This window comes from Streptosporangium sp. NPDC049248 (assembly GCF_040678965.1).
Classification (GTDB): domain Bacteria; phylum Actinomycetota; class Actinomycetes; order Streptosporangiales; family Streptosporangiaceae; genus Streptosporangium; species Streptosporangium fukuiense.
The window spans coordinates 157,917-176,028 of the sequence record NZ_JBFAQY010000016.1; the positions used below are offsets into that span (position 1 = coordinate 157,917).

15 protein-coding genes are annotated in these 18,112 nt (G+C 69.9%); 6 read left to right on the top strand and 9 right to left on the bottom strand.

What is annotated here, in order from left to right; genetic code table 11:
• Window positions 1-174: 174 nt before the first annotated feature.
• From AB0K21_RS27005 to AB0K21_RS27015, 3 genes are all read right to left on the bottom strand, one after another.
• Window positions 175-1,656 carry an MFS transporter gene (locus AB0K21_RS27005; RefSeq protein WP_364154291.1) on the bottom strand — a complete coding sequence of 494 codons (1,482 nt, stop codon included), beginning with the start codon at window positions 1,654-1,656 and terminating at the stop codon, window positions 175-177.
• Between the two features lie 194 nt (window positions 1,657-1,850).
• Entirely contained in the window at window positions 1,851-2,519 is a 669-nt protein-coding gene (locus AB0K21_RS27010; RefSeq protein WP_343972743.1) for a Crp/Fnr family transcriptional regulator, read from the bottom strand.
• Between the two features lie 45 nt (window positions 2,520-2,564).
• Entirely contained in the window at window positions 2,565-4,613 is a 2,049-nt protein-coding gene (locus tag AB0K21_RS27015; protein ID WP_343972746.1) for an adenylate/guanylate cyclase domain-containing protein, read from the bottom strand.
• 242 nt (window positions 4,614-4,855) lie between these two features.
• Between AB0K21_RS27015 and AB0K21_RS27020 the strand changes: the two genes are divergently transcribed.
• Window positions 4,856-5,701, top strand: coding sequence for a hypothetical protein (locus AB0K21_RS27020; RefSeq protein ID WP_364154295.1), 846 nt, complete (start codon window positions 4,856-4,858; stop codon window positions 5,699-5,701).
• Between the two features lie 185 nt (window positions 5,702-5,886).
• On the opposite strand, the gene purL is transcribed toward AB0K21_RS27020, so the two are convergent.
• From purL to purS, 4 genes are all read right to left on the bottom strand, one after another.
• Window positions 5,887-8,142, bottom strand: a complete 2,256-nt coding sequence (gene purL / locus AB0K21_RS27025; protein WP_343972752.1) for a phosphoribosylformylglycinamidine synthase subunit PurL — start codon at window positions 8,140-8,142, stop codon at window positions 5,887-5,889.
• Window positions 8,139-8,822, bottom strand: coding sequence for a phosphoribosylformylglycinamidine synthase subunit PurQ (gene purQ, locus AB0K21_RS27030; RefSeq protein ID WP_343972755.1), 684 nt, complete (start codon window positions 8,820-8,822; stop codon window positions 8,139-8,141). Before purQ ends, purL begins: the two co-directional genes overlap by 4 nt.
• A gap of 172 nt (window positions 8,823-8,994) precedes the next feature.
• The gene (locus tag AB0K21_RS27035) at window positions 8,995-9,462 is read right to left on the bottom strand and encodes an ATP-binding protein (protein ID WP_343972758.1); all 468 of its coding nucleotides are present in this window, start codon (window positions 9,460-9,462) and stop codon (window positions 8,995-8,997) included.
• 142 nt (window positions 9,463-9,604) lie between these two features.
• A complete protein-coding gene (purS, locus tag AB0K21_RS27040; protein WP_364154300.1) occupies window positions 9,605-9,850 on the bottom strand; it encodes a phosphoribosylformylglycinamidine synthase subunit PurS in 246 nt (81 codons plus the stop codon).
• 299 nt (window positions 9,851-10,149) lie between these two features.
• Here purS and pdhA point away from each other — a divergent pair, with 299 nt between their 5' ends.
• The 5 genes from pdhA to AB0K21_RS27065 all read left to right on the top strand — a co-directional run bounded on the left by pdhA (window position 10,150) and on the right by AB0K21_RS27065 (window position 16,576).
• Window positions 10,150-11,241 (top strand): pyruvate dehydrogenase (acetyl-transferring) E1 component subunit alpha, encoded by a 1,092-nt coding sequence (pdhA, locus tag AB0K21_RS27045; RefSeq protein WP_343972764.1) that lies wholly within the window; start codon window positions 10,150-10,152, stop codon window positions 11,239-11,241.
• A complete protein-coding gene (locus tag AB0K21_RS27050) occupies window positions 11,238-12,215 on the top strand; it encodes an alpha-ketoacid dehydrogenase subunit beta (RefSeq protein ID WP_343972767.1) in 978 nt (325 codons plus the stop codon). The genes pdhA and AB0K21_RS27050 overlap by 4 nt, the downstream gene beginning before the upstream one ends.
• A gap of 12 nt (window positions 12,216-12,227) precedes the next feature.
• Entirely contained in the window at window positions 12,228-13,637 is a 1,410-nt protein-coding gene (locus AB0K21_RS27055) for a dihydrolipoamide acetyltransferase family protein (protein WP_364154304.1), read from the top strand.
• 742 nt (window positions 13,638-14,379) lie between these two features.
• Window positions 14,380-16,110, top strand: a complete 1,731-nt coding sequence (locus tag AB0K21_RS27060; RefSeq protein WP_343972773.1) for an ABC transporter ATP-binding protein — start codon at window positions 14,380-14,382, stop codon at window positions 16,108-16,110.
• A 172-nt stretch (window positions 16,111-16,282) separates the two neighbouring features.
• Window positions 16,283-16,576 carry a Dabb family protein gene (locus AB0K21_RS27065; protein WP_343972776.1) on the top strand — a complete coding sequence of 98 codons (294 nt, stop codon included), beginning with the start codon at window positions 16,283-16,285 and terminating at the stop codon, window positions 16,574-16,576.
• On the opposite strand, the gene AB0K21_RS27070 is transcribed toward AB0K21_RS27065, so the two are convergent.
• Both AB0K21_RS27070 and AB0K21_RS27075 read right to left on the bottom strand, forming a co-directional pair.
• Window positions 16,573-16,797, bottom strand: a complete 225-nt coding sequence (locus AB0K21_RS27070) for a DUF6458 family protein (protein WP_030917415.1) — start codon at window positions 16,795-16,797, stop codon at window positions 16,573-16,575. The two genes, AB0K21_RS27065 and AB0K21_RS27070, sit on opposite strands and share 4 nt — an antisense overlap.
• Window positions 16,798-16,849: 52 nt before the next feature.
• Window positions 16,850-18,064, bottom strand: a complete 1,215-nt coding sequence (locus tag AB0K21_RS27075) for an adenylosuccinate synthetase (protein WP_343972780.1) — start codon at window positions 18,062-18,064, stop codon at window positions 16,850-16,852.
• Window positions 18,065-18,112: the final 48 nt, after the last annotated feature.

The following is an 18,112-nucleotide window of genomic DNA, read 5'->3' on the forward strand; positions in this document are numbered from 1 at the left end:
ACCCGGGTGGCGAGGTGACGCGGGTTTCTGGGGAGGAGACGGGTGTGGGAGGGCGCCCGACGTCCATCCTGACCGGCGGGCCATCCCCATTATGTCGGCCATGTCGTACGAGGGAGGGAGACGCGCTGGTAGGGGGGCATGTCCGAGTATCGAAGCCCGTCGCCGAGCCGCCGATCAGTCGTTCCCGGCCGCCTGAAGGGGGCGGCGAGGATAGGCCAGTGCCGCGGCGACGGCCCCGCACAGGGCGACGGAGAACAGCACCGCGTAGGTCCGCTGGAAGCCGGCCATCAGGTGTTCCACGGCGACGGGGGAGAGGCGCGACAGTGTGCCCGCGTACACCTGTCCGCGCAGCTCGGCGCTGACCGAGCCGGTCAGCACGCTGAGCGCGAGGGCGACCCCCAGCACGATCCCGACATTCATGATCATAAGCCGGAAGCCGTTCACCACCCCCAGGCTTCCCGCCGGCAGGGCGGCCATGACCTGGGTGGTGTTGCCGGTCAGAAAGGTGCCGCTGCCGCAGCCGCACAGGAACAGGCCGACCCCGATGATCCAGTACGGCGTGGCGGGGGCGGTGTTCAGGAGCAGGACGCCCAGCCCGGCCGCGCTCATCAGGGCGCCCCCCACCGACAGCGCGTACGGCCTGACCCGGCGGCCGAGGGCGCCGGTGACCGGGGAGGCCAGGGCCATGCCGATCGGGACGGGGAGCACGCCCAGGGCCGCGGTGACGGCGTCGATGCCCCTGGCGGCCTGGAAGTAGAGGGCGACCAGCAGGATCAGCGCCGAACGCGCCAGCGCGTTGCAGAAGGAGGCGAGATTGGCGGAGGCCAGCATGCGCTCGCCGAACAGGCGCACGTTGAGTACGGGGTGCGACGCCCGGCGCTCCACCAGCAGCAGCACCGGGACCAGTGCCACCGCGATCGCCATGCCGACGGTCACCACGGGGCTGGACAGGCCTCGGGACCCCGCCTCGGACAGTGCGATCAGGGCCGCGGAGAGGGCGGCGAACACGATCAGGTTGCCGAGCGCGTCCACCGGCCTGCGCGCCCCCCGCGGCACCCGGCGCAGCGTGAACGCTCCCCAGACGAGGGCGGTCAGCCCGACCGGTACGTTCACCCAGAAGATCCACTGCCAGCCGGCGGCCTCGGCGATGAGGCCGCCCACGGTGGGGCCGGCGAGCTGGGCGACCGAGAGGGTGCCGATGTAGACGCCCATGCCCTGGCTGAGCCGGTCCGGAGGGAAGGCGTCGGTGATGATCACGGTTCCGTTGGCGAGGACCATCGCGGCTCCGACCGCCTGCACGGTGCGCATCGCGATCAGGAACCAGACGCCGGGGGCGAGCCCGGCCAGCAGCGATCCGACGGTGAACAGGGCGAACCCCGCCAGATAGATCTCCCGCCGGCCGAGCAGGTCGGCCACCCGGCCGAAGAACACCAGCGTCGCGGTGTTGACGAGGAGGAAGGCCAGCAGGACCCAGCCGGCCGCGAACGCGTCCGCGTGAAAGTGCCTGACCACGGTGGGAAGTGCGACGTTCAGCGTGCTGCCGGAGATGCCGATCATGACCATACCGAGGCTGGTGACCGAGCAGACCCGCCACGCGTAGCGGAGTTTGGATAGGTATTCAGGGGATCCGGGCAGGTCCTGGGGGATTGCGACCATGACTCACAGTCTGACGTACGTTGTACGTTGATCTTGATCCAGGCCCGTCACAGAGCACGCCCGCCTCGCTCGCGGCTCGCGTCAGGCCACGCCCGGAGCGGACGGCGCTCGGGTGACGGGGCACGGCACGCCCACCCGGCTCGCGTCCCGAGCCGGACCGGGGACGGTGATCGGCATCGCGGGAGGGGGCGCCCTCAGCGCGCCCGTCTGCGTAGGCCCTCCAAATCGTGGATGATCACACGGCGGCGGCCCGTCTCGATCAGCCCGCGGTCGCGCAGGGAACGCAACGCCTTGCTGACCGCCTCGCGGGAGGCGCCGGTCCAGCCGGCCAGCTCGTCCTGGGAGAGCGGCAACGTCACCCGGACCCCGCCGTTGGTGGGCTCGCCGTACCGCTCGGCCAGCTCGACCAGCCGGGTGGCCACCCGGCCCGCGGTGTCGAACGCGCCGTACTCGATCCGCTTGCGGTCGGAGTCGCGCATCTTGCCGATCACCATCCGCATGAGCAGCACCGCGACTCTCCCGTGCTCCCGCAGGTAGGCGGGAAAGTCGCGGACCGTGACTCCTTCGACGGGTTCGAGGGCGGTGATCGTGGCGGACCTGGGCAGCCCGTCGATCGCCGCGAACTCGCCGAGCAACGCCCCGGGTCCTCGGATCGCCAGGACCACCTCGCTGCCGATCGCGGTGTGCGAGGACACCTTGACCCGGCCGGACGTCAGGACGACCACCCAGTCGCTCGCATCGCCTTCGGTGAACATCGTCGCGCCCCTGTCCCAGCGCCGGGGACGCCCGGCGGCGTACAGGGCCGCTACCTCATCGCTCGTGAGCGATGTGATGAACTCACCCGGTTCGGGAGAAGAAGTCATAACCACCTCATGGTGATCTCGATCGTGTCCGTACGGCTCCCGGGGCTACGAGAGCCCGGACAGCACGTGGGCATGGACGGGTCGTTCTTTGCCCTTGAGGTTGAGCGGGCCCAGGGAACGAGTCCGGGCCCTGGGGCCGATCAGGTCGAGGGTGCTCTGGCCGATCACGACACTGCCGGGGTCGGCGATTCCCTCAAGTCTGGCGGCCACGTTGACGCAGTCGCCCATCGCGTTGAAACCGCGAAGCTCGGGGCTGCCGATGTTCCCGACCAGCGCCTCACCGGTATTGATGCCGATCCTGAAGCGAGGGTAGCCGGGCATCCCCGCCGCGATCTCCTCGGCGGCCTCCTGCATCGCCAGGCCCGCCCGCGCCGCGGCGAGGGCGTGGTCGGACTGCCTGGCGGGGGCGTTGAACAGTGCGAGCAGCGCGTCACCCACGAACTGCACGATCGTGCCGCCGTTGCCGAGCACGATGGGCACGGCCGCGGTGTGGTAACGGTTCAGCATCTCGACGATCTCGCCGGGCGCCACCCGCTCGGAGAAGCCGGTGAAGCCCTTCAGGTCGGCGAAGAGCGCGGTCAGCTCCACCAGCTCGCCGCCGAGCGCCGCGGTCTGCGGGTCGGCCAGCAGCGACTGGGCCACGTCCGGTGACATGTACTGCCGAAAGAGGGTCTCCAGCTCGCTGTAGAGGCGGACGTTCTCCAGGGAGATGGACAGCTGACCGGCCAGCATGGCGGCGAGCGCCTCGTCCTGCGGGGTTCTGCCGATCGGCACCTCAAGCGCCCCGGCGAGCCTGCCCTTCACGGTCAGGGGGTGGACGACCTTCCCCTCCAGCCGGATCGGCCGGTCCTCGGGGAAGTCCTTCGGGCCGTACTCCCTGGAGTTCACGGTGACCCGGCCGTCGTCGACCAGCCTGATCCGGACGTCTCCGTACGCCTGCCGCACGCGGTCGAGGCTCTGCGCCAGCAGTTCGCGCTCCGGCAGGCCCACGCGGACCTGCCGGCCCACCTCGACCAGCGCGGCGAGCCTGTCGGTCAGTTCCCGCTCGTTGGCCAGCGCCTCACCCGCCCGGTCGAGCACCGCCACCTGGGACTCGGTGAGCCCGAACCTGCCCGCCAGCCTGTTCGCGATCGGGACCCTGCTCTCCTGGTTGCGCCGCAGGTGGCCGACGAGTTCCTCCAGGGCGGCCTCGTAGTCGGCTCTGATCCTGCGGACCGTCGCCGACAGCGCCACCGAGTCGAACAGCCCGGCGCTCGTGCCCTCCCGCCGGAACTGCAGGTAGGCGCTGTAGGCGACGAAGAGGAACGCCGTGGTCAGCAGCACGTGCCAGAGCCACCACGACAGGTGCCAGTTGCGGTGGGACAACCCGGCGACCAGGGACTCGGCGAGCAGCGCGTAGGCGGTGATCAGGCTGATCAGCACGACCGCGGGGCGGCTGCGGTGCAGCTGGAACATCATCGCGGCCGCCACCACGTACAGGGCCACCCCGATCCACTCCAGGCCGCCCAGGCCGGTGCCCTCGGGGGGCGAGTCGCTCAGCGGGGTCAGGCCCGGCACCAGGCAGGCGATCCCCCAGCCGATGATCAGGGCGGCCAGACCGCCGCGCAGCCAGATCTGGCGCCGCAGGACGGTCTCGGCCGCTCGGTCCCCCAGGGGCAGCGCCGATGTGAACGCGAACGCCGAGGCGACGAGGAGGCCCACCGGGTGGGACAGGTCGAACCCGTGGCTCGGGGCGCCCAGGACGATTCCCGGGGTGCTCAGTCCGTGCACCAGGAAGAATCCGGCACTGCTCAGGAAGACCAGGGAGACCAGGAGCAGGCGCGCGTCCGCCCGTCTGGCCGATGCCTCGCTGATCATGAGGCCCAGAACCAGGTTGATCCCGGCGACGGCGGCGATCAACCAGAAATGGCCCGGGTTGTCCTGCAGAACAATGTTCAGGTCGGGTTTGGCCAGCAGCAGCCAGAGTCCGAGCATGGGCAGCGCCAGATGCAGCGCCCACACCAGGGCGCGGACCGGATGGGTGGCGGGTGGCAGGTACGGTGCCCGTCCGGCGCGGCCCTCGGCGGCCGCGTCTGTCGGGGTGGTGGTCGGCACGGTGGCCTCCGTGTCTGGAGAACCCGGTTGGTTCCCTGTGTTGTTCGTCCACGCCCAGCGGGCGGGTTCCCCCGAACGGCCCGATTATCCCGCACACGGCTGCTGCCGACAGGCATCCGGACATTTGTGCTTCCGAGATCAAAGCGTGATGTTTCGCGGGTCAACCATTGAAACGGTTGAGCCGTGTACTACGTGTATCTCTCCCATCACACCAGACTCTGGTGTCGCAGAAAGGAAGCCCAGTGGCTATCAAGTTGCCGGGCGGACGCACGCTCGCCGTCGTGACCGTTGGTGTGCTCGCCGGAACGTTGTTCACCGCGAGCGGTAGTGCCGTAGCCTCGTCGGCGGGTGCGGAGATCCACGCGTGTGTCCACAAGCAGACGCGTTACGCCCGTATCGTCAACGTGACGGCCAAGTGCAAGCCCACCGAGATCCGGATCAGGTGGGGGCAGCAGGGCGAGAGCCAGCAGCAGGGCATCGCCAGCGCCGGTCCGCGGGGCGAGCGTGGCCCGCAGGGGCCGCAGGGCCTCAAGGGCGACACCGGCTCGCAGGGTCCGCAGGGGCTGCGTGGTCTCCCCGGCAAGACCGGCGCCACCGGCCCGCAGGGCCCCAAGGGTGACACCGGTGCTCAGGGTCCGAAGGGTGAGGACGGCAAGACCGGCCCGCAGGGTCCGAAGGGTGACACCGGCCCGCAGGGTCCGAAGGGGGTCGACGGCAAGGACGGTCTTCCCGGCAAGCCTGGTACCGACGGCAAGGACGGTGCCAAGGGCGCCCAGGGCCCGGCCGGTCCTGCCGGTCCGGCGGGTCCCGCGGGTCCGGCGGGTAAGGACGGCAAGGACGGCACCGGCGCCAAGCCCACCATCACCACCGTCACCGACTCCTTCAGCTTCGGCGGTCACGGCGGAAGCGAGACCGTGAGCTGCGGTGCGGGCAAGGTCGTCACGGGTGGCGGCTTCAGCAGCAGCCCCGGTGGCGGTGGCGGCAGCTCCTCCGGCCAGATCTACACGAGCGCGCCCAGCGGCTCCTCCAGCTGGACCGTGAGCGGCAAGAACACCAGCGGCACCGTCTACGCGCTCTGCATGGGCTGATCCCCGAGACTGAGCGCGACAGCGCGACAGAGGGCCTCCCGGATGGCTGCCGGGGGGCCTTCTCCCATGTCGGGGGCCTTCTTCCAGATTGGAGACGGACCCGGCCGGGTGCCGTGCGAAGCACCGAAAACAAAAGAGGGGTACGGCTCAGGCGGGCCGTACCCCTCTTTCGTGGTGCGTGAGGATCAGCCGAAGATGCCCGGCAGAGTGGCCGTGTGGGTCTCCCGGAGTTCGGCGATCGGGATGTCCAGAACGCCCTTGACGTTCAGCGAGTCACCACCGGTGGTGCCCAGGCCGTAGCAGGGCACCTCGTGGGTCGCGCACAGCTTCGCGAAGGCGTCGAACGACTCGGGCCTGACGGTCACCAGCGCGCGGGCCGAGGACTCGCTGAACAGCTCGACGAACGCGTCGTCGCCGGTCAGGGAGACCGCGCAGCCGATGCCCTGGGCGAGGCAGGCCTCGGTGAGGGCGATGGCCAGCCCGCCGTCGGACAGGTCGTGGGAACCGGTCAGCAGTCCCTGCGAGGCGGCCGTGGTCAGGACGAGAGCCAGGTCGCGCTCCGAGGCCAGCCGCGCCTTGGGCGGCAGGCCGCCCAGGTGGCCGTGGGCCACGTGCGCCCACTCCGAGCCGCCGAACTCCGCCTCGGTCTCGCCGAGCAGCACGATCCGGTCGCCGTCACCGGTGAAACCGGACCGTACCCGGGTGGCCACGTCGTCGATGACGCCGAGCACGCCGACGACCGGCGTCGGGTGGATCGGGACGGATCCCGTCTGGTTGTAGAACGAGACGTTTCCGCCGGTCACCGGGACGCCGAGGGCCTTGCAGGCGTCGGCCAGGCCGCGCACGGCCTCGGCGAACTGCCACATGACCTCGGGGTCCTCGGGGGAGCCGAAGTTGAGACAGTTGGTCACCGCCAGCGGCGTCGCGCCGGTCACGGCCACGTTCCGGTACGCCTCGGCGAGGGCGAGCTGGGCCCCCGCGTACGGGTCGAGGCGGGCGTAGCGGCCGTTGCCGTCGGTGGCCAGCGCGATTCCGCGCTTCGTCTCCTCGGCACCGGGCATGGCCTCGCTGATGCGCAGCACGCCCGCGTCGGCGGGCTGGGCCAGCACTGTGTTGCCGCGGACGTAGCGGTCGTACTGGGAGGTGACCCACTCCTTGGACGCCAGGTTCGGTGAGCCGAGGAGCTCAAGCAGCGCCGCACGCAGGTCGGCGGGGCGGGCGAGGCGCTTGGGAGTGTCGCTGTTCAGCGCGATCTGGCCAGCCGGCTCCTGGAACGGCCGCTCGTAGACCGGGCCCTCGTCGGCCGCGGTGCCCGGCGGGATGTCGACGATGGTCTCGCCGTGCCAGGTCATCACGAGGCGACCTCCGTCGGTGACCTCGCCGATCACGGTTGCGGGAATGTCCCACTTCGCGCAGATCGCCATGAAGGCATCGATGTCGTCGGGCGTGACGACCGCCATCATGCGCTCCTGCGACTCGCTCATCAGGATCTCCTCGGGCCGCAGCGAGGGATCGCGCAGCGGCACCAGGTCGAGCCTGACGTTCATGCCACCGGTGCCCTTGGCGGCGAGCTCGGTGGTCGCGCAGGAGACACCGGCGGCGCCGAGGTCCTGGATACCGACGACCACGTCCGCCTGGTAGAGCTCCAGGCAGCACTCGATCAGCAGCTTCTCCATGAAGGGATCGCCGACCTGGACGCTGGGGCGCTTGGCGTGCGACTCGTCCTCGAAGGTGGCCGAGGCCAGCACGGACGCGCCGCCGATGCCGTCGGGGCCGGTCAGCGCGCCGAACAGGACCACCTTGTTGCCCGGTCCGGGGGCCACCGCGAGCTTGATCTGGTCCTTGCGGAGCAGGCCCACGCAGAGGGCGTTGACCAACGGGTTGCCGATGTAGCAGGGGTCGAAGACGACCTCGCCGCCGATGTTGGGCAGGCCCAGGCAGTTGCCGTAGTGGCTGATGCCCTCGACCACGCCGGGCAGCACCCGCCGGGTGTCGTGGGCGTCGGCGCCGCCGAAGCGGAGCGCGTCCATCACCGCGACCGGCCGGGCGCCCATCGACATGATGTCGCGGACGATGCCGCCGACGCCGGTCGCCGCGCCCTGGTGGGGCTCGACGTAGGACGGGTGGTTGTGCGATTCGATCTTGAAGGTGGCGGCCCAGCCGTCACCGATGTCCACGACCCCGGCGTTCTCCCCCATGCCGACGAGCAGAGCCGCTGATTTGGGAGCCTTGGTGCCGAACTGGCGCAGGTGCACCTTGGACGACTTGTAGGAGCAGTGCTCGCTCCACATGACGCTGTAGATTGCCAGCTCGGAGCCGGTGGGACGGCGGCCGAGGATCTCGCGGACCCGCTCGTACTCCTCGACCTTCATGCCCAGCTCGGCGTACGGCTGGCGCTCGTCGGGGGTCTCCTCGGCCCGCTTGACGGTGTCGAGACTCATGCGTTCACCAGCTTCTTCAGGATCGAGGAGAAGAAGGCGCGCCCGTCGGTGCTCGGGGCGCCGGTGAGTTCCTCGACGGCGTGCTCGGGGTGCGGCATGAGACCGACGATGTTGCCGGCCTCGTTGCGGATGCCCGCGATGTCGTTCAGGGAGCCGTTGGGGTTGCCGCCCGTGTAGCGGAAGACGACCTGGCCGCCCGCCTCCAGCGCGCCCAGGGTCGCCTCGTCGGCGACGTAGCGGCCCTCCCCGTGCTTGATCGGCAGCACGATCTCCTGGCCCTCGGTGAAGTCGGAGGTCCAGGGGGTGGTGCTGCTCTCGACCCGGATGCCCTGGTCGCGGCAGATGTAGTGCAGTCCGGCGTTGCGCATCAGCGCCCCGGGCAGCAGGTGGGCCTCGCAGAGGATCTGGAAGCCGTTGCAGGTGCCCAGCACGGGGAGTCCGGCCCTGGCGGCGGGGATCAGCTCCTCCATCAGCGGGGCGAACCTGGAGATGGCCCCGCAGCGCAGGTAGTCCCCGTAGGAGAACCCGCCGGGCAGGAAGACCGCGTCCACCCCCCGGAGATCGGGATCCGCGTGCCAGAGCGGCACGGCCTCGCCACCCGCGTGGCGTACGGCGCGGGCCGCGTCCTGATCGTCAAGCGTTCCGGGAAAAGTGACGACGCCCACGCGGGCAGCACTCATGGCAGCGTTCCCCTCCACAAACGGGCGCCGCGCCGGCGTCTCTCACATCGGACGTCGGTCTGCGGCGGTGCTCCCAGGCTATCCGCTCCGGGCAAGCGGTCATACGCGGAGTGTCCGATCACACAACCGGGTGGCCTGCCATCCGTACGGCCCAGCAGAGCGGGAACCGGGACTACACGGCGGCGAGCACCCGGCCGCGGGCGAAGGCGGCGTCGTCGTCCCAGTCCAGGTGCTTGCGCAGGTGCACGACGGTGCCCCGGCCAGGGGTGATGTCGAAGGAGATCTCGTCCACCACCGCCTGCATGATGAGCAGGCCCCTGCCGTGCTCGACATCGGCCGACGGGTAGTGCTCCGGCACTCCGACGAGGCCCTGGCCCCGGTCGATGATGCGGACGTCACAGCGGCCGTGACCGATGGCGGTCTCGACCTCGTAGCGGTTGGCCGGACCTCCGTGCCGCACGGCGTTGGCGCATGCCTCGGTCACCGCGAGCAGGATGTCGGAGACGCAGTCCTCGGTGACGCCGAGTGAGCGCAGGGAGTCGCCGAGCGCCCTGCGGACCATCGGGATGCCGATGGCCTGTCGTGGCAGAGCCAGCGAGAACTCCATGTCCACCGGTTTCCTCCCGGGGTCAGACGTCACCTTGTGAAGGCTTCCCTGCAGAATCCGGGCTAACCGCAAAATAACCGTAATGTTATTGACTGGTGGTCAAGCCGTGGGATTGCTCCGCCCATATTGCCGGATATAGCTGGATCTGGGCGGTTGATCTGCGCGGAGTGACGGCCTAGGACTCGACGGTGACGGTGTAGTCCTCGATCACCGTGTTGGCGAGCAGGGTCTCGGCCATTTTCCGGACGTCCGAAAGTGCCGCCTCGTCGGCGGGCCCGTCGATCTCCACCTCGAATCGCTTGCCCTGCCGTACCGCTGAGACACCGGAGAAGCCGAGCCGCGGCAGCGCGCGGGCGATCGCCTGCCCCTGCGCGTCGAGAATCTCGGGCTTCAGCATGACGTCGACGATGACGCGCGCCACGATGTTCCTCCTGGTTGCGACGGGGACGGTTCGGCGCCTCAAGAGTAACCGGCTCCGGCCGCGCTCAGGCGCGGGGGCCGGACCCGCGCCACGCGGACGAAACAGGCGGGTGAAAAGGAGCGCGCGGGGAACGGGGAGCATATGGACGCCGAGGTAGGTCTTGCGCACACGTATGTGACCTCTGCCACGATGGCCACAAGCGCGTACGAACCACCATCAGACGGGTCGAACGCGCCGCGAATCGGCCGGACAGCGGTGGCGAACCCACCCGGACGGCCCCTAGCACACAGGAGTGGCACGTGACAGCCGACGCCTCTCGTGGTGCGGAAGCACCCCCGGAGCTCATTCAACTGCTGACCCCGGAAGGAGAACGGGTCGAGCACCCCGATTACGACATCGATCTGACCCCCGAGGAGATCCGAGGTCTCTACCGGGACCTGACCCTGGTCCGCCGGGTCGACCTGGAGGCCGTGGCCCTGCAACGCCAGGGCGAACTGGGTCTGTGGGCATCGCTGCTCGGGCAGGAGGCCGCGCAGATCGGCTCCGGCCGGGCGCTGACCGAGGCCGACATGGCATTCCCGACCTATCGCGAGCACGGGGTGGCCTGGTGCAGGGGCGTCGACCCGGTGAACCTGCTCGGCCTGTTCCGCGGCGTCAACCACGGAGGGTGGGACCCCGCGGAGCACAACTTCCACCTCTACACCATCGTGATCGGCAGCCAGACCCTGCACGCGGTCGGCTACGCCATGGGCATCCAGCGCGACGGCGCCGAGGCCGCCTCGATCGTCTACTTCGGCGACGGCGCCACCTCCCAGGGTGATGTGAACGAGGCCTTCATCTGGGCCTCCGTGTTCAACGCGCCGGTGGTGTTCTTCTGCCAGAACAACCAGTGGGCCATCTCGGAACCGCTGGAGAAGCAGACCCGCATCCCCCTGTACCGCAGGGCCAGCGGGTTCGGCTTCCCCGGTGTCCGGGTCGACGGCAACGACGTCTTCGCCTGCCTGGCCGTCACCAGAAAGGCACTGGCCGAGGCCAGGTCGGGGCAGGGGCCCGTGCTGATCGAGGCGTTCACCTACCGGATGGGCGCCCACACCACCTCCGACGACCCGACCCGCTACCGGGTGGCCGCCGAGTTGGAGGGGTGGAAGCTCAAGGACCCGATCGAGCGGGTCAGGGCCTACATGTTCAAGAACCAGATCGCCGACCAGGACTTCTTCGACGCGATCGACGCGGAGGCCGACGAGCTCGGACGGGAGGTCCGCAAGCGTTGCCTCGCGCTGCCCGACCCCGAACCGCTGGCCATCTTCGACCATGTCTACGCCGAGCCGCACTCCCTGATGGACGCCGAGCGCGCGGAGTTCGCCACCTACCTGGAGGGGTTCGAGGCATGACCATTCTCACGCTGGCCAAGGCGCTCAACGAGGGCATGCGCAAGGCCATGGAGGACGATTCCAAGGTTCTCGTCATGGGTGAGGACGTGGGCAAGCTCGGCGGTGTGTTCCGGGTGACCGACGGACTGCAGAAGGACTTCGGCGAGCAGCGGGTCATCGACACCCCGCTGGCCGAGTCGGGCATCATCGGGACGGCCATCGGCCTCGCGCTCCGGGGCTACCGCCCGGTCTGCGAGATCCAGTTCGACGGGTTCGTCTTTCCCGCGGCCGACCAGATCATCACGCAGCTCGCCAAGATGCCGCTGCGCTCGCTGGGCAAGCTGAGATTGCCGGTGGTCGTCCGGATCCCCTGCGGCGGCGGCATCGGCGCGGTGGAACACCACAGCGAGTCGCCCGAGGCGTACTTCACGCACACCGCCGGCCTACGCGTCGTGGCCTGCTCCAACCCGGCCGACGGCTACTCCATGATCCAGCAGGCGATCCGCTGCGAGGACCCCGTCGTCTTCTTCGAGCCCAAGCGGCGCTACTGGGAGAAGGCCGAGGTGGATGTCGACTCCTCGGACTGGACCCCCTTCGACGAGGCCAGGGTGGTACGGCAGGGTACGGACGTCACCCTGCTCGCGTACGGGCCGATGGTGAAGACCTGCCTGGAGGCCGCGAAGGCGGCCGAGGACGACGGCCGGTCCCTGGAGGTCGTGGACCTGCGCTCGCTCAATCCGCTCGACGTCCCGAAGGTCATGGAGTCGGTGCGCAGGACCGGGCGATGCATCGTGGTGCACGAGGCGCCCGTGTACAGCGGCTTCGGCGCGGAGGTCGCCGCCCGCGTCACCGAGGAGTGCTTCTACCACCTGCAGTCCCCGGTCCTGAGGGTCGGAGGGCCCTCCACTCCCTATCCGCCCTCGCGGCTTGAGGACCACTACCTGCCCGATCTGGACAGGGTCCTGCACGCCGTCGACCGCGCGTTCGCGTTCTAGAGGAGGGCTGGAATGAAGGAGTTCAGGCTCCCCGACGTGGGAGAGGGACTGACCGAGGCGGAGATCGTCCGCTGGCACGTGAAGGTCGGAGACCCGGTCAAGATCAACCAGACCATCGTGGAGATCGAGACCGCCAAGGCGGTCGTCGAGTTGCCCTGCCCGTTCGAGGGCGTCGTGGCGGCCCTGATGGCGGACGAGGGCGAGACCGTGGACGTCGGCAGGCCGATCATCTCGGTGGACGACGGTGCCGGCCCCGGGGCTCCCGTCGCGGAGCGGTCGGCGGCCCTGGCCGACGACATGGTGCCCGTGCCACCCGCCGAGACGCGGCAGCCGGTGCTGGTGGGCTACGGCGTCAAGCCGGGCGCGGCCAAGCGCCGCCCCCGCAAACCGGCGCCGTCCGGCATCTCTCCCACCGGCGGTTCCCCCGCCGGTGCGGCCACCGGGTCGCGGTCGCCCGAGGCGGTGCCGTCCGAGGCGGTGTCGTCCGGTGCGCGGGAGGGCGACGCCGGCCCGGCCGCACCGCCCACGAGCGTCGCGGTGCTGGCGAAGCCCCCGGTGCGGAAGCTGGCCAGGGATCTGGGCATCGACCTGGCCGCTCTCACCGGGACCGGCCCGCACGGCTCGATCACCAGGGACGACGTCCAGGCCGCGGTCGGCGCCGCGACGTCCGGGCCGCACTCGGCGGCCGTGACGAGGGAGACGTCCAGGCCGCGGCCGGCGGAGGACGAGGAGCGGATCCCGATCAGGGGGGTGCGCAAGGCGACCGCGCAGGCCATGGTGGCCTCCGCGTTCACGGCGCCGCACGTGACGGAGTTCCTCCAGGTGGACATGACGGAGACCATGGAAGCGGTCCGGCGCCTCCGGGGCCTGCCCGACTTCGCCGAGGTCAAGGTCTCGCCGCTGCTCCTGGTCGCCAAGGCCGTGCTCGTCGCCGCCCGCCGCCACCCGATGATCAACTCTGTCTGGGACGAGGCGCGCCAGGAGATCGTGGTCAAGCACCGCGTCAACCTGGGCATCGCCGCGGCCACCCCGCGCGGCCTGCTCGTTCCCAACGTCAAGGACGCCCACCTGCTGTCGTTGCCCGGTCTGGCCGGTGCCCTCGGCGCTCTCGCCGAGACCGCCAGAGCGGGCCGCACCCAGCCCGCGGACATGGCCGGGGGCACGATCACGATCACCAACGTGGGCGTCTTCGGGGTGGACGCGGGCACCCCGATCCTCAACCCCGGCGAATCGGCGATCCTGGCCTTCGGCCAGGTCAGGGATATGCCGTGGGTGGTGGACGGGCAGGTGGTGCCGCGTAAGGTCTGCACGCTCGCGGTCTCGTTCGACCACCGGGTGGTGGACGGGGAGATCGGCTCGCTGTTCCTTCGCGACGTCGGCGCCATGCTTGAGGACCCGCTCCGGATGCTCGCCTGGGCATGACCCGGTGATTCCGGAGCCGGTTTCATGACGGAGCGGTGATTCACCTGCCGGATAAATCCGGCAGGTGAATCGCTGAACATGTCAATTGGCGTGACGGGAAGTGGCTCCCACGCTCCCCGGGGGAGCGGCTTCTCGCTTTCCTCGGCCGAGGTGGGCGCCGGGCGGGCCCTGCCCGTTTCGAACCCGGAAACCGTATCGAGGAAGCGATTCCCCTGCCGGGTGAACCCGGCGGACCTCCCGTCAAAGCCGACGGGGAGGGCTCCGGAGCCGCCCTGCCGGCCGCCGTCCCGACGACAATCGGGAAACCTCTTTTTGTCCCTTGTGGATCAGGGTTTATGGTGCGCATCCCCAGCTCGGGCAAGGGGCCGGGTCGCCGTGTGAAACTTTTGCCAGGCTTTACTCCCGATACGTTTTCTGGCTTTTCTGAATGGGTTGTTAAAACATCTTTAATGCGCGTCGATATGAGGTGTTTGTCTGGGTATGGGTGCTAGTGTCGTGATTGATAAGACGCGACAGGCTCAGCACGAAGGGGGAAGCCATGACTTTCAAGCAGCTCTTCCCGTCCAGCCGGTACGTGACCTGGGGTGGATGCTGCTGCCGGCGCCGCCGCTGCGGATGCGGTTGTGGCGGCGGGTGGTGGTGGTAGCCAGATCCGGTGCTAGCAGAAACAAGTGAGGGCCGGCGGGTGACCCGCCGGCTCTCATTCTCAGAGTCGCTCTCGCCCGGCGGGGCGAGGGCAGCGGTGCGTCGTCCTCCCACGGCGCCGACGGTCTCCATCCGCAGGACCTTCCGGGAGTTCTGGCCGTACACCCGCGGTATCCGCCGGCTGCTCGTGGCCGGTGGCGTGCTCGCCATCGTCGCGGCCGTCTGCGAGGTCGCCGCGATCGGCCTGTTCGGCTTCATCACCGACGAGGTGCTCAGCAAGCAGAACCTGGGGGCCTTCTGGCTCCCCGCGGCGGCCTGGCTGGGCCTCGCGGCCGTCGCGGGGCTGGTCTCCTTCACGGGGTCCTACCTCACGGCCCTGGGCGGCGAGCGCTTCCTGCTGCGGCTGCGAGACAGGGTGTTCGAGCACATCCAGACGCTCACGCCCGACTTCTTCGACAACCGCCGCCTGGGTGACCTGATGGCCAGGCTCACCGACGACATCGAGGCCATCGAGGAACTCGTCGGTTCCGGCCTGGTCAAGCTCTTCACCACGCTCGCCAGCGTCGTCTTCTTCGCCGGTGCGGCCTTCTACATCCGGTGGGACCTGGCACTGCTGACCTTCCTGCTGGCCCCGGCCTTCCTGCTGGTCTCCAAGGCCTTCGCGGGCAGGTTCAGGACCGTGTCGGCGCGTGAGCGGCTCAGCAACGGGACCATGAACAGCGTCATCGAGGAGAGCCTGTCCAACCAGGCACTCGTCCAGTCCTACAACCGCCAGGGCACCGAGGCCGAGCGACTGCACGCGGAGGGGAGCACCTGGCTGCGGGCCAACGTGGCACAGGCGTGGCTGTCCTCCCTGTACGGGCCCGTCGTGCAGGTGATCGAGACCATCTGCCTGATCGCCATTCTCGGGTTCGGCGCGTGGGAGATCTCCTCGGGGCGTCTCACCATCGGCGGGCTGCTCGCCTTCGCCGCCTACCTCGCCTACCTCTACCCGGCGGTGCAGAGCCTGGGGCAGATCGCCCTCACCGTCTCCGAGGCGGCGGCGGGCTCCGACCGGGTCATCGAGATCCTGCGGGCCCGGCCGGCCGTCGCCGACCGCGACACCCCCGTCCACCTGGGGCGTGGCCGTGGCCGCATCGAGTTCCAGGGCGTCGGCTTCACCTACCCGAACAGGAGGAGACCGACGTTGCGCGAGACGTCCTTCGTCGTCGAGCCCGGGGAACTGGTCGTGTGCACCGGGCCGAGCGGGGTGGGCAAGTCCACGCTGGCGAAGCTCCTGCTCCGCTTCTACGACCCCACCGCCGGGCGCATCCTGCTCGACGGAATCGACATCCGGGAACTGTCGCGCGAGTCGCTCCGTGACAACATCACCATCCTGCAGCAGGAGAACCTGCTCTTCTCGGGGACCGTACGCGACAACATCGCCTACGGCCGCCCCGGCGCGGACCTGGACGACATCGTCCGCGCCGCCGTCATGGCGGACGTCCACGACTTCGTCAACACGCTTCCCCACAGGTACGACACGCCGATCGGGCAGCGTGGGCGACTGATGTCCGGCGGGCAGCGCCAGCGGATCGCCATCGCCAGGGCCATCCTGCGCGACGCCCCGGTGCTCGTCCTCGACGAGCCGATGACGGGGCTCGACGCGCTCACCGCGGAACGGATCATGGAGCCGCTCAAGAGGCTCATGGCCGGCCGCACGACCATCCTGATCACCCACGACCTCCGCTTCATTCCCGAGGCGGCCCAGAAGATCGTGCTCGAAGCCGTGCCGCGGCGTTCCAGCCGGATAAGGATCAGCCACCGTTCCGCACCGCGCCCGGTGTGAGCGCGGGACACCTCTCGACGGCGATCAGGCCCCGGACGGGCCGCGACACCCGCCCGGGGCTCGCCGTCGCACGTCCTCCCGCCCTCGCCCCTGCCCCGCGATCGCGGGGGCGTTGCCGGTTCCGTTGACGCCTGGCCTTACGCTGGCCGGGCACCCAAACGAAGGGAAGATCATGTTCCGGCATGTCGTGCTGTTCACCTGGACGCAAGAGGCCACCGACGAGCAGCGGGCCAGGGTCGCGGCGGAACTCGACAAGCTCCCCGGGGCCATCGCGGAGATCCGCTCCTACATTCTCGGCACGGACGCGGGTGTGAACCCGGGCAACCACCAGTTCGCGGTCGTCGCGGACTTCGACAGCGTCGACGATTACCTGGTCTACCGTGACCACCCGCTGCACCAGGCCGTGATCGCCGAGTACATCAAGCCGATCCTGGCCTCGCGGGCGGCGATCCAGTTCGAGCTCTAGACCTCCGGCGGGTGGTTCTCGCGGTGCATCAGGCGGTCTTCGGACGTGTTCCCGCGCTTTGGGGCCATCACGATGCTCAGCACGACCCCGACGGCACCGACGATCATGAAGATCAGGCCGATCACGTCGATGTGCACGGCCTCGCCGAGCACGGTGGGGTCGATGGCGAAGCGGAGGATGGCGCCGAGCGTGAGAAAGAAGATGCTGACCCCGACGCCCATGAGTTCCTCCGGGTAAGGCTGCCTGCCAGGTAAAGGGAGAGTACGAGAAGGGTCATACCCTTTCGGGCGCGGTCACACCACTGAGAAGGACCTTGTCGGCGGCGGTGGGTCCCCGGGAGCCCAGCCACACCGGGACTCCCAGGGCCCCGGCCACCGCCGCGGGCCAGTCGTCGACACCGTCGGCGTAGTGTGGCCGGGCCGCCGACAGCCGCCCGGTCAGCCTGGCCTGCCCTTCGAGGTCACCCGCCGTGCCCACCGGCAGCTCGCCGATGTCGTACGACACGCACATCCGCGAGACCGGCGCGTCCAGGTGGGTGAGCGCGAGGGCGTCGGCCCCGCCCGCGACCGCCAGCGCGTAGCGGTGGGCCACCGCGTCGAAGTGACCGGTGCGGAAGGGCCCCTGCCAGGGGCCGGTCCCGTTGTGCGTCTCGGGCAGTGTCAGCGCCGGGTCCTCGGTGACCAGTGGTCCCGGGCCGTGCCTGGGCGTGTAGGTCCGCAGCACGCCCAGCCGCACGGCCGGCACCCCGTCGAGCAACTCCAGCGCGTTGGCGAAGGTCGTCGTGCTCCAGGTGGTGTACGGATGGAAGCCGTGCCACTCGTCGAGCAGCACGCCCTGCGCACCCTCGAAGATCACGGGCCGTCTGCGCAGCAGCGCGGTCGTGAAGGAGGAGCCGACCAGGATCACCCGCTCGGCGAACGCCCGGTAGGCGGCGACGCAGTCCTCGACGGGCGGCCCGGTCACCCCGAGCGCCTCGCGGAGCGCGTACAGCCTGCGGGTGAGCCGGGCCGGGTTCTCGCAGTCGCCGACGGTCGGTGCGAGTTCCGGGTGCTCCAGGGCGTAGGCCATGGTCTCGCCGACGCCCATCCCGCACGACCCGTGCCGGTCCTCGCCGCGTGCCAGCTCCCTGGCCCGCCCCGCCGCCACGTGGTACGGCGTGGCGAGCAGGGCGTCCCGGTCCACGGTGAGCAGGCGGAACGGGTCGTCGACGCCCAGCTCGCTCAGGTGGGCGGCCTCCCGGGTCAGCGAGAGCGGGTCGGTGACCATGAACCTGGACAGGTGGGTGGGCACGCCTCTGAGCGTGCCCGACCCGAACTGCGCGAACGTGTGGTGCCGCCCGTCGGGCAGCACGACGTTGTGGGCGGCCTGCCCACCCCCGTTGAACCTGACGACCGCCCCGATGGGTTCGCGGGTGCAGAGCCAGTCGATGATCGTGCCTTTGCCCGCGTCGCCGTAGCCGAGGTCTGTCACGATCAGGTGTTCGCGCATGTGGTCCTCTGTTCGTGGTGGCGGCCTGTCCGGCGGTGGGTTCCCACC

What these genes read in the sequence shown, in the direction of transcription:
- purQ (WP_343972755.1), bottom strand. Translation starts at nt 8,822, where the DNA reads ATGAGTGCTGCCCGCGTGGGCGTCGTCACTTTTCCCGGAACGCTTGAC.
- AB0K21_RS27050 (WP_343972767.1), top strand. Translation starts at nt 11,238, where the DNA reads ATGACCATTCTCACGCTGGCCAAGGCGCTCAACGAGGGCATGCGCAAG.
- AB0K21_RS27070 (WP_030917415.1), bottom strand. Translation starts at nt 16,797, where the DNA reads ATGGGCGTCGGGGTCAGCATCTTCTTTCTCACGCTCGGCGCCATCCTC.
- purL (WP_343972752.1), bottom strand. Translation starts at nt 8,142, where the DNA reads ATGAGTCTCGACACCGTCAAGCGGGCCGAGGAGACCCCCGACGAGCGC.
- AB0K21_RS27005 (WP_364154291.1), bottom strand. Translation starts at nt 1,656, where the DNA reads ATGGTCGCAATCCCCCAGGACCTGCCCGGATCCCCTGAATACCTATCC.
- AB0K21_RS27065 (WP_343972776.1), top strand. Translation starts at nt 16,283, where the DNA reads ATGTTCCGGCATGTCGTGCTGTTCACCTGGACGCAAGAGGCCACCGAC.
- AB0K21_RS27075 (WP_343972780.1), bottom strand. Translation starts at nt 18,064, where the DNA reads ATGCGCGAACACCTGATCGTGACAGACCTCGGCTACGGCGACGCGGGC.
- AB0K21_RS27055 (WP_364154304.1), top strand. Translation starts at nt 12,228, where the DNA reads ATGAAGGAGTTCAGGCTCCCCGACGTGGGAGAGGGACTGACCGAGGCG.
- AB0K21_RS27010 (WP_343972743.1), bottom strand. Translation starts at nt 2,519, where the DNA reads ATGACTTCTTCTCCCGAACCGGGTGAGTTCATCACATCGCTCACGAGC.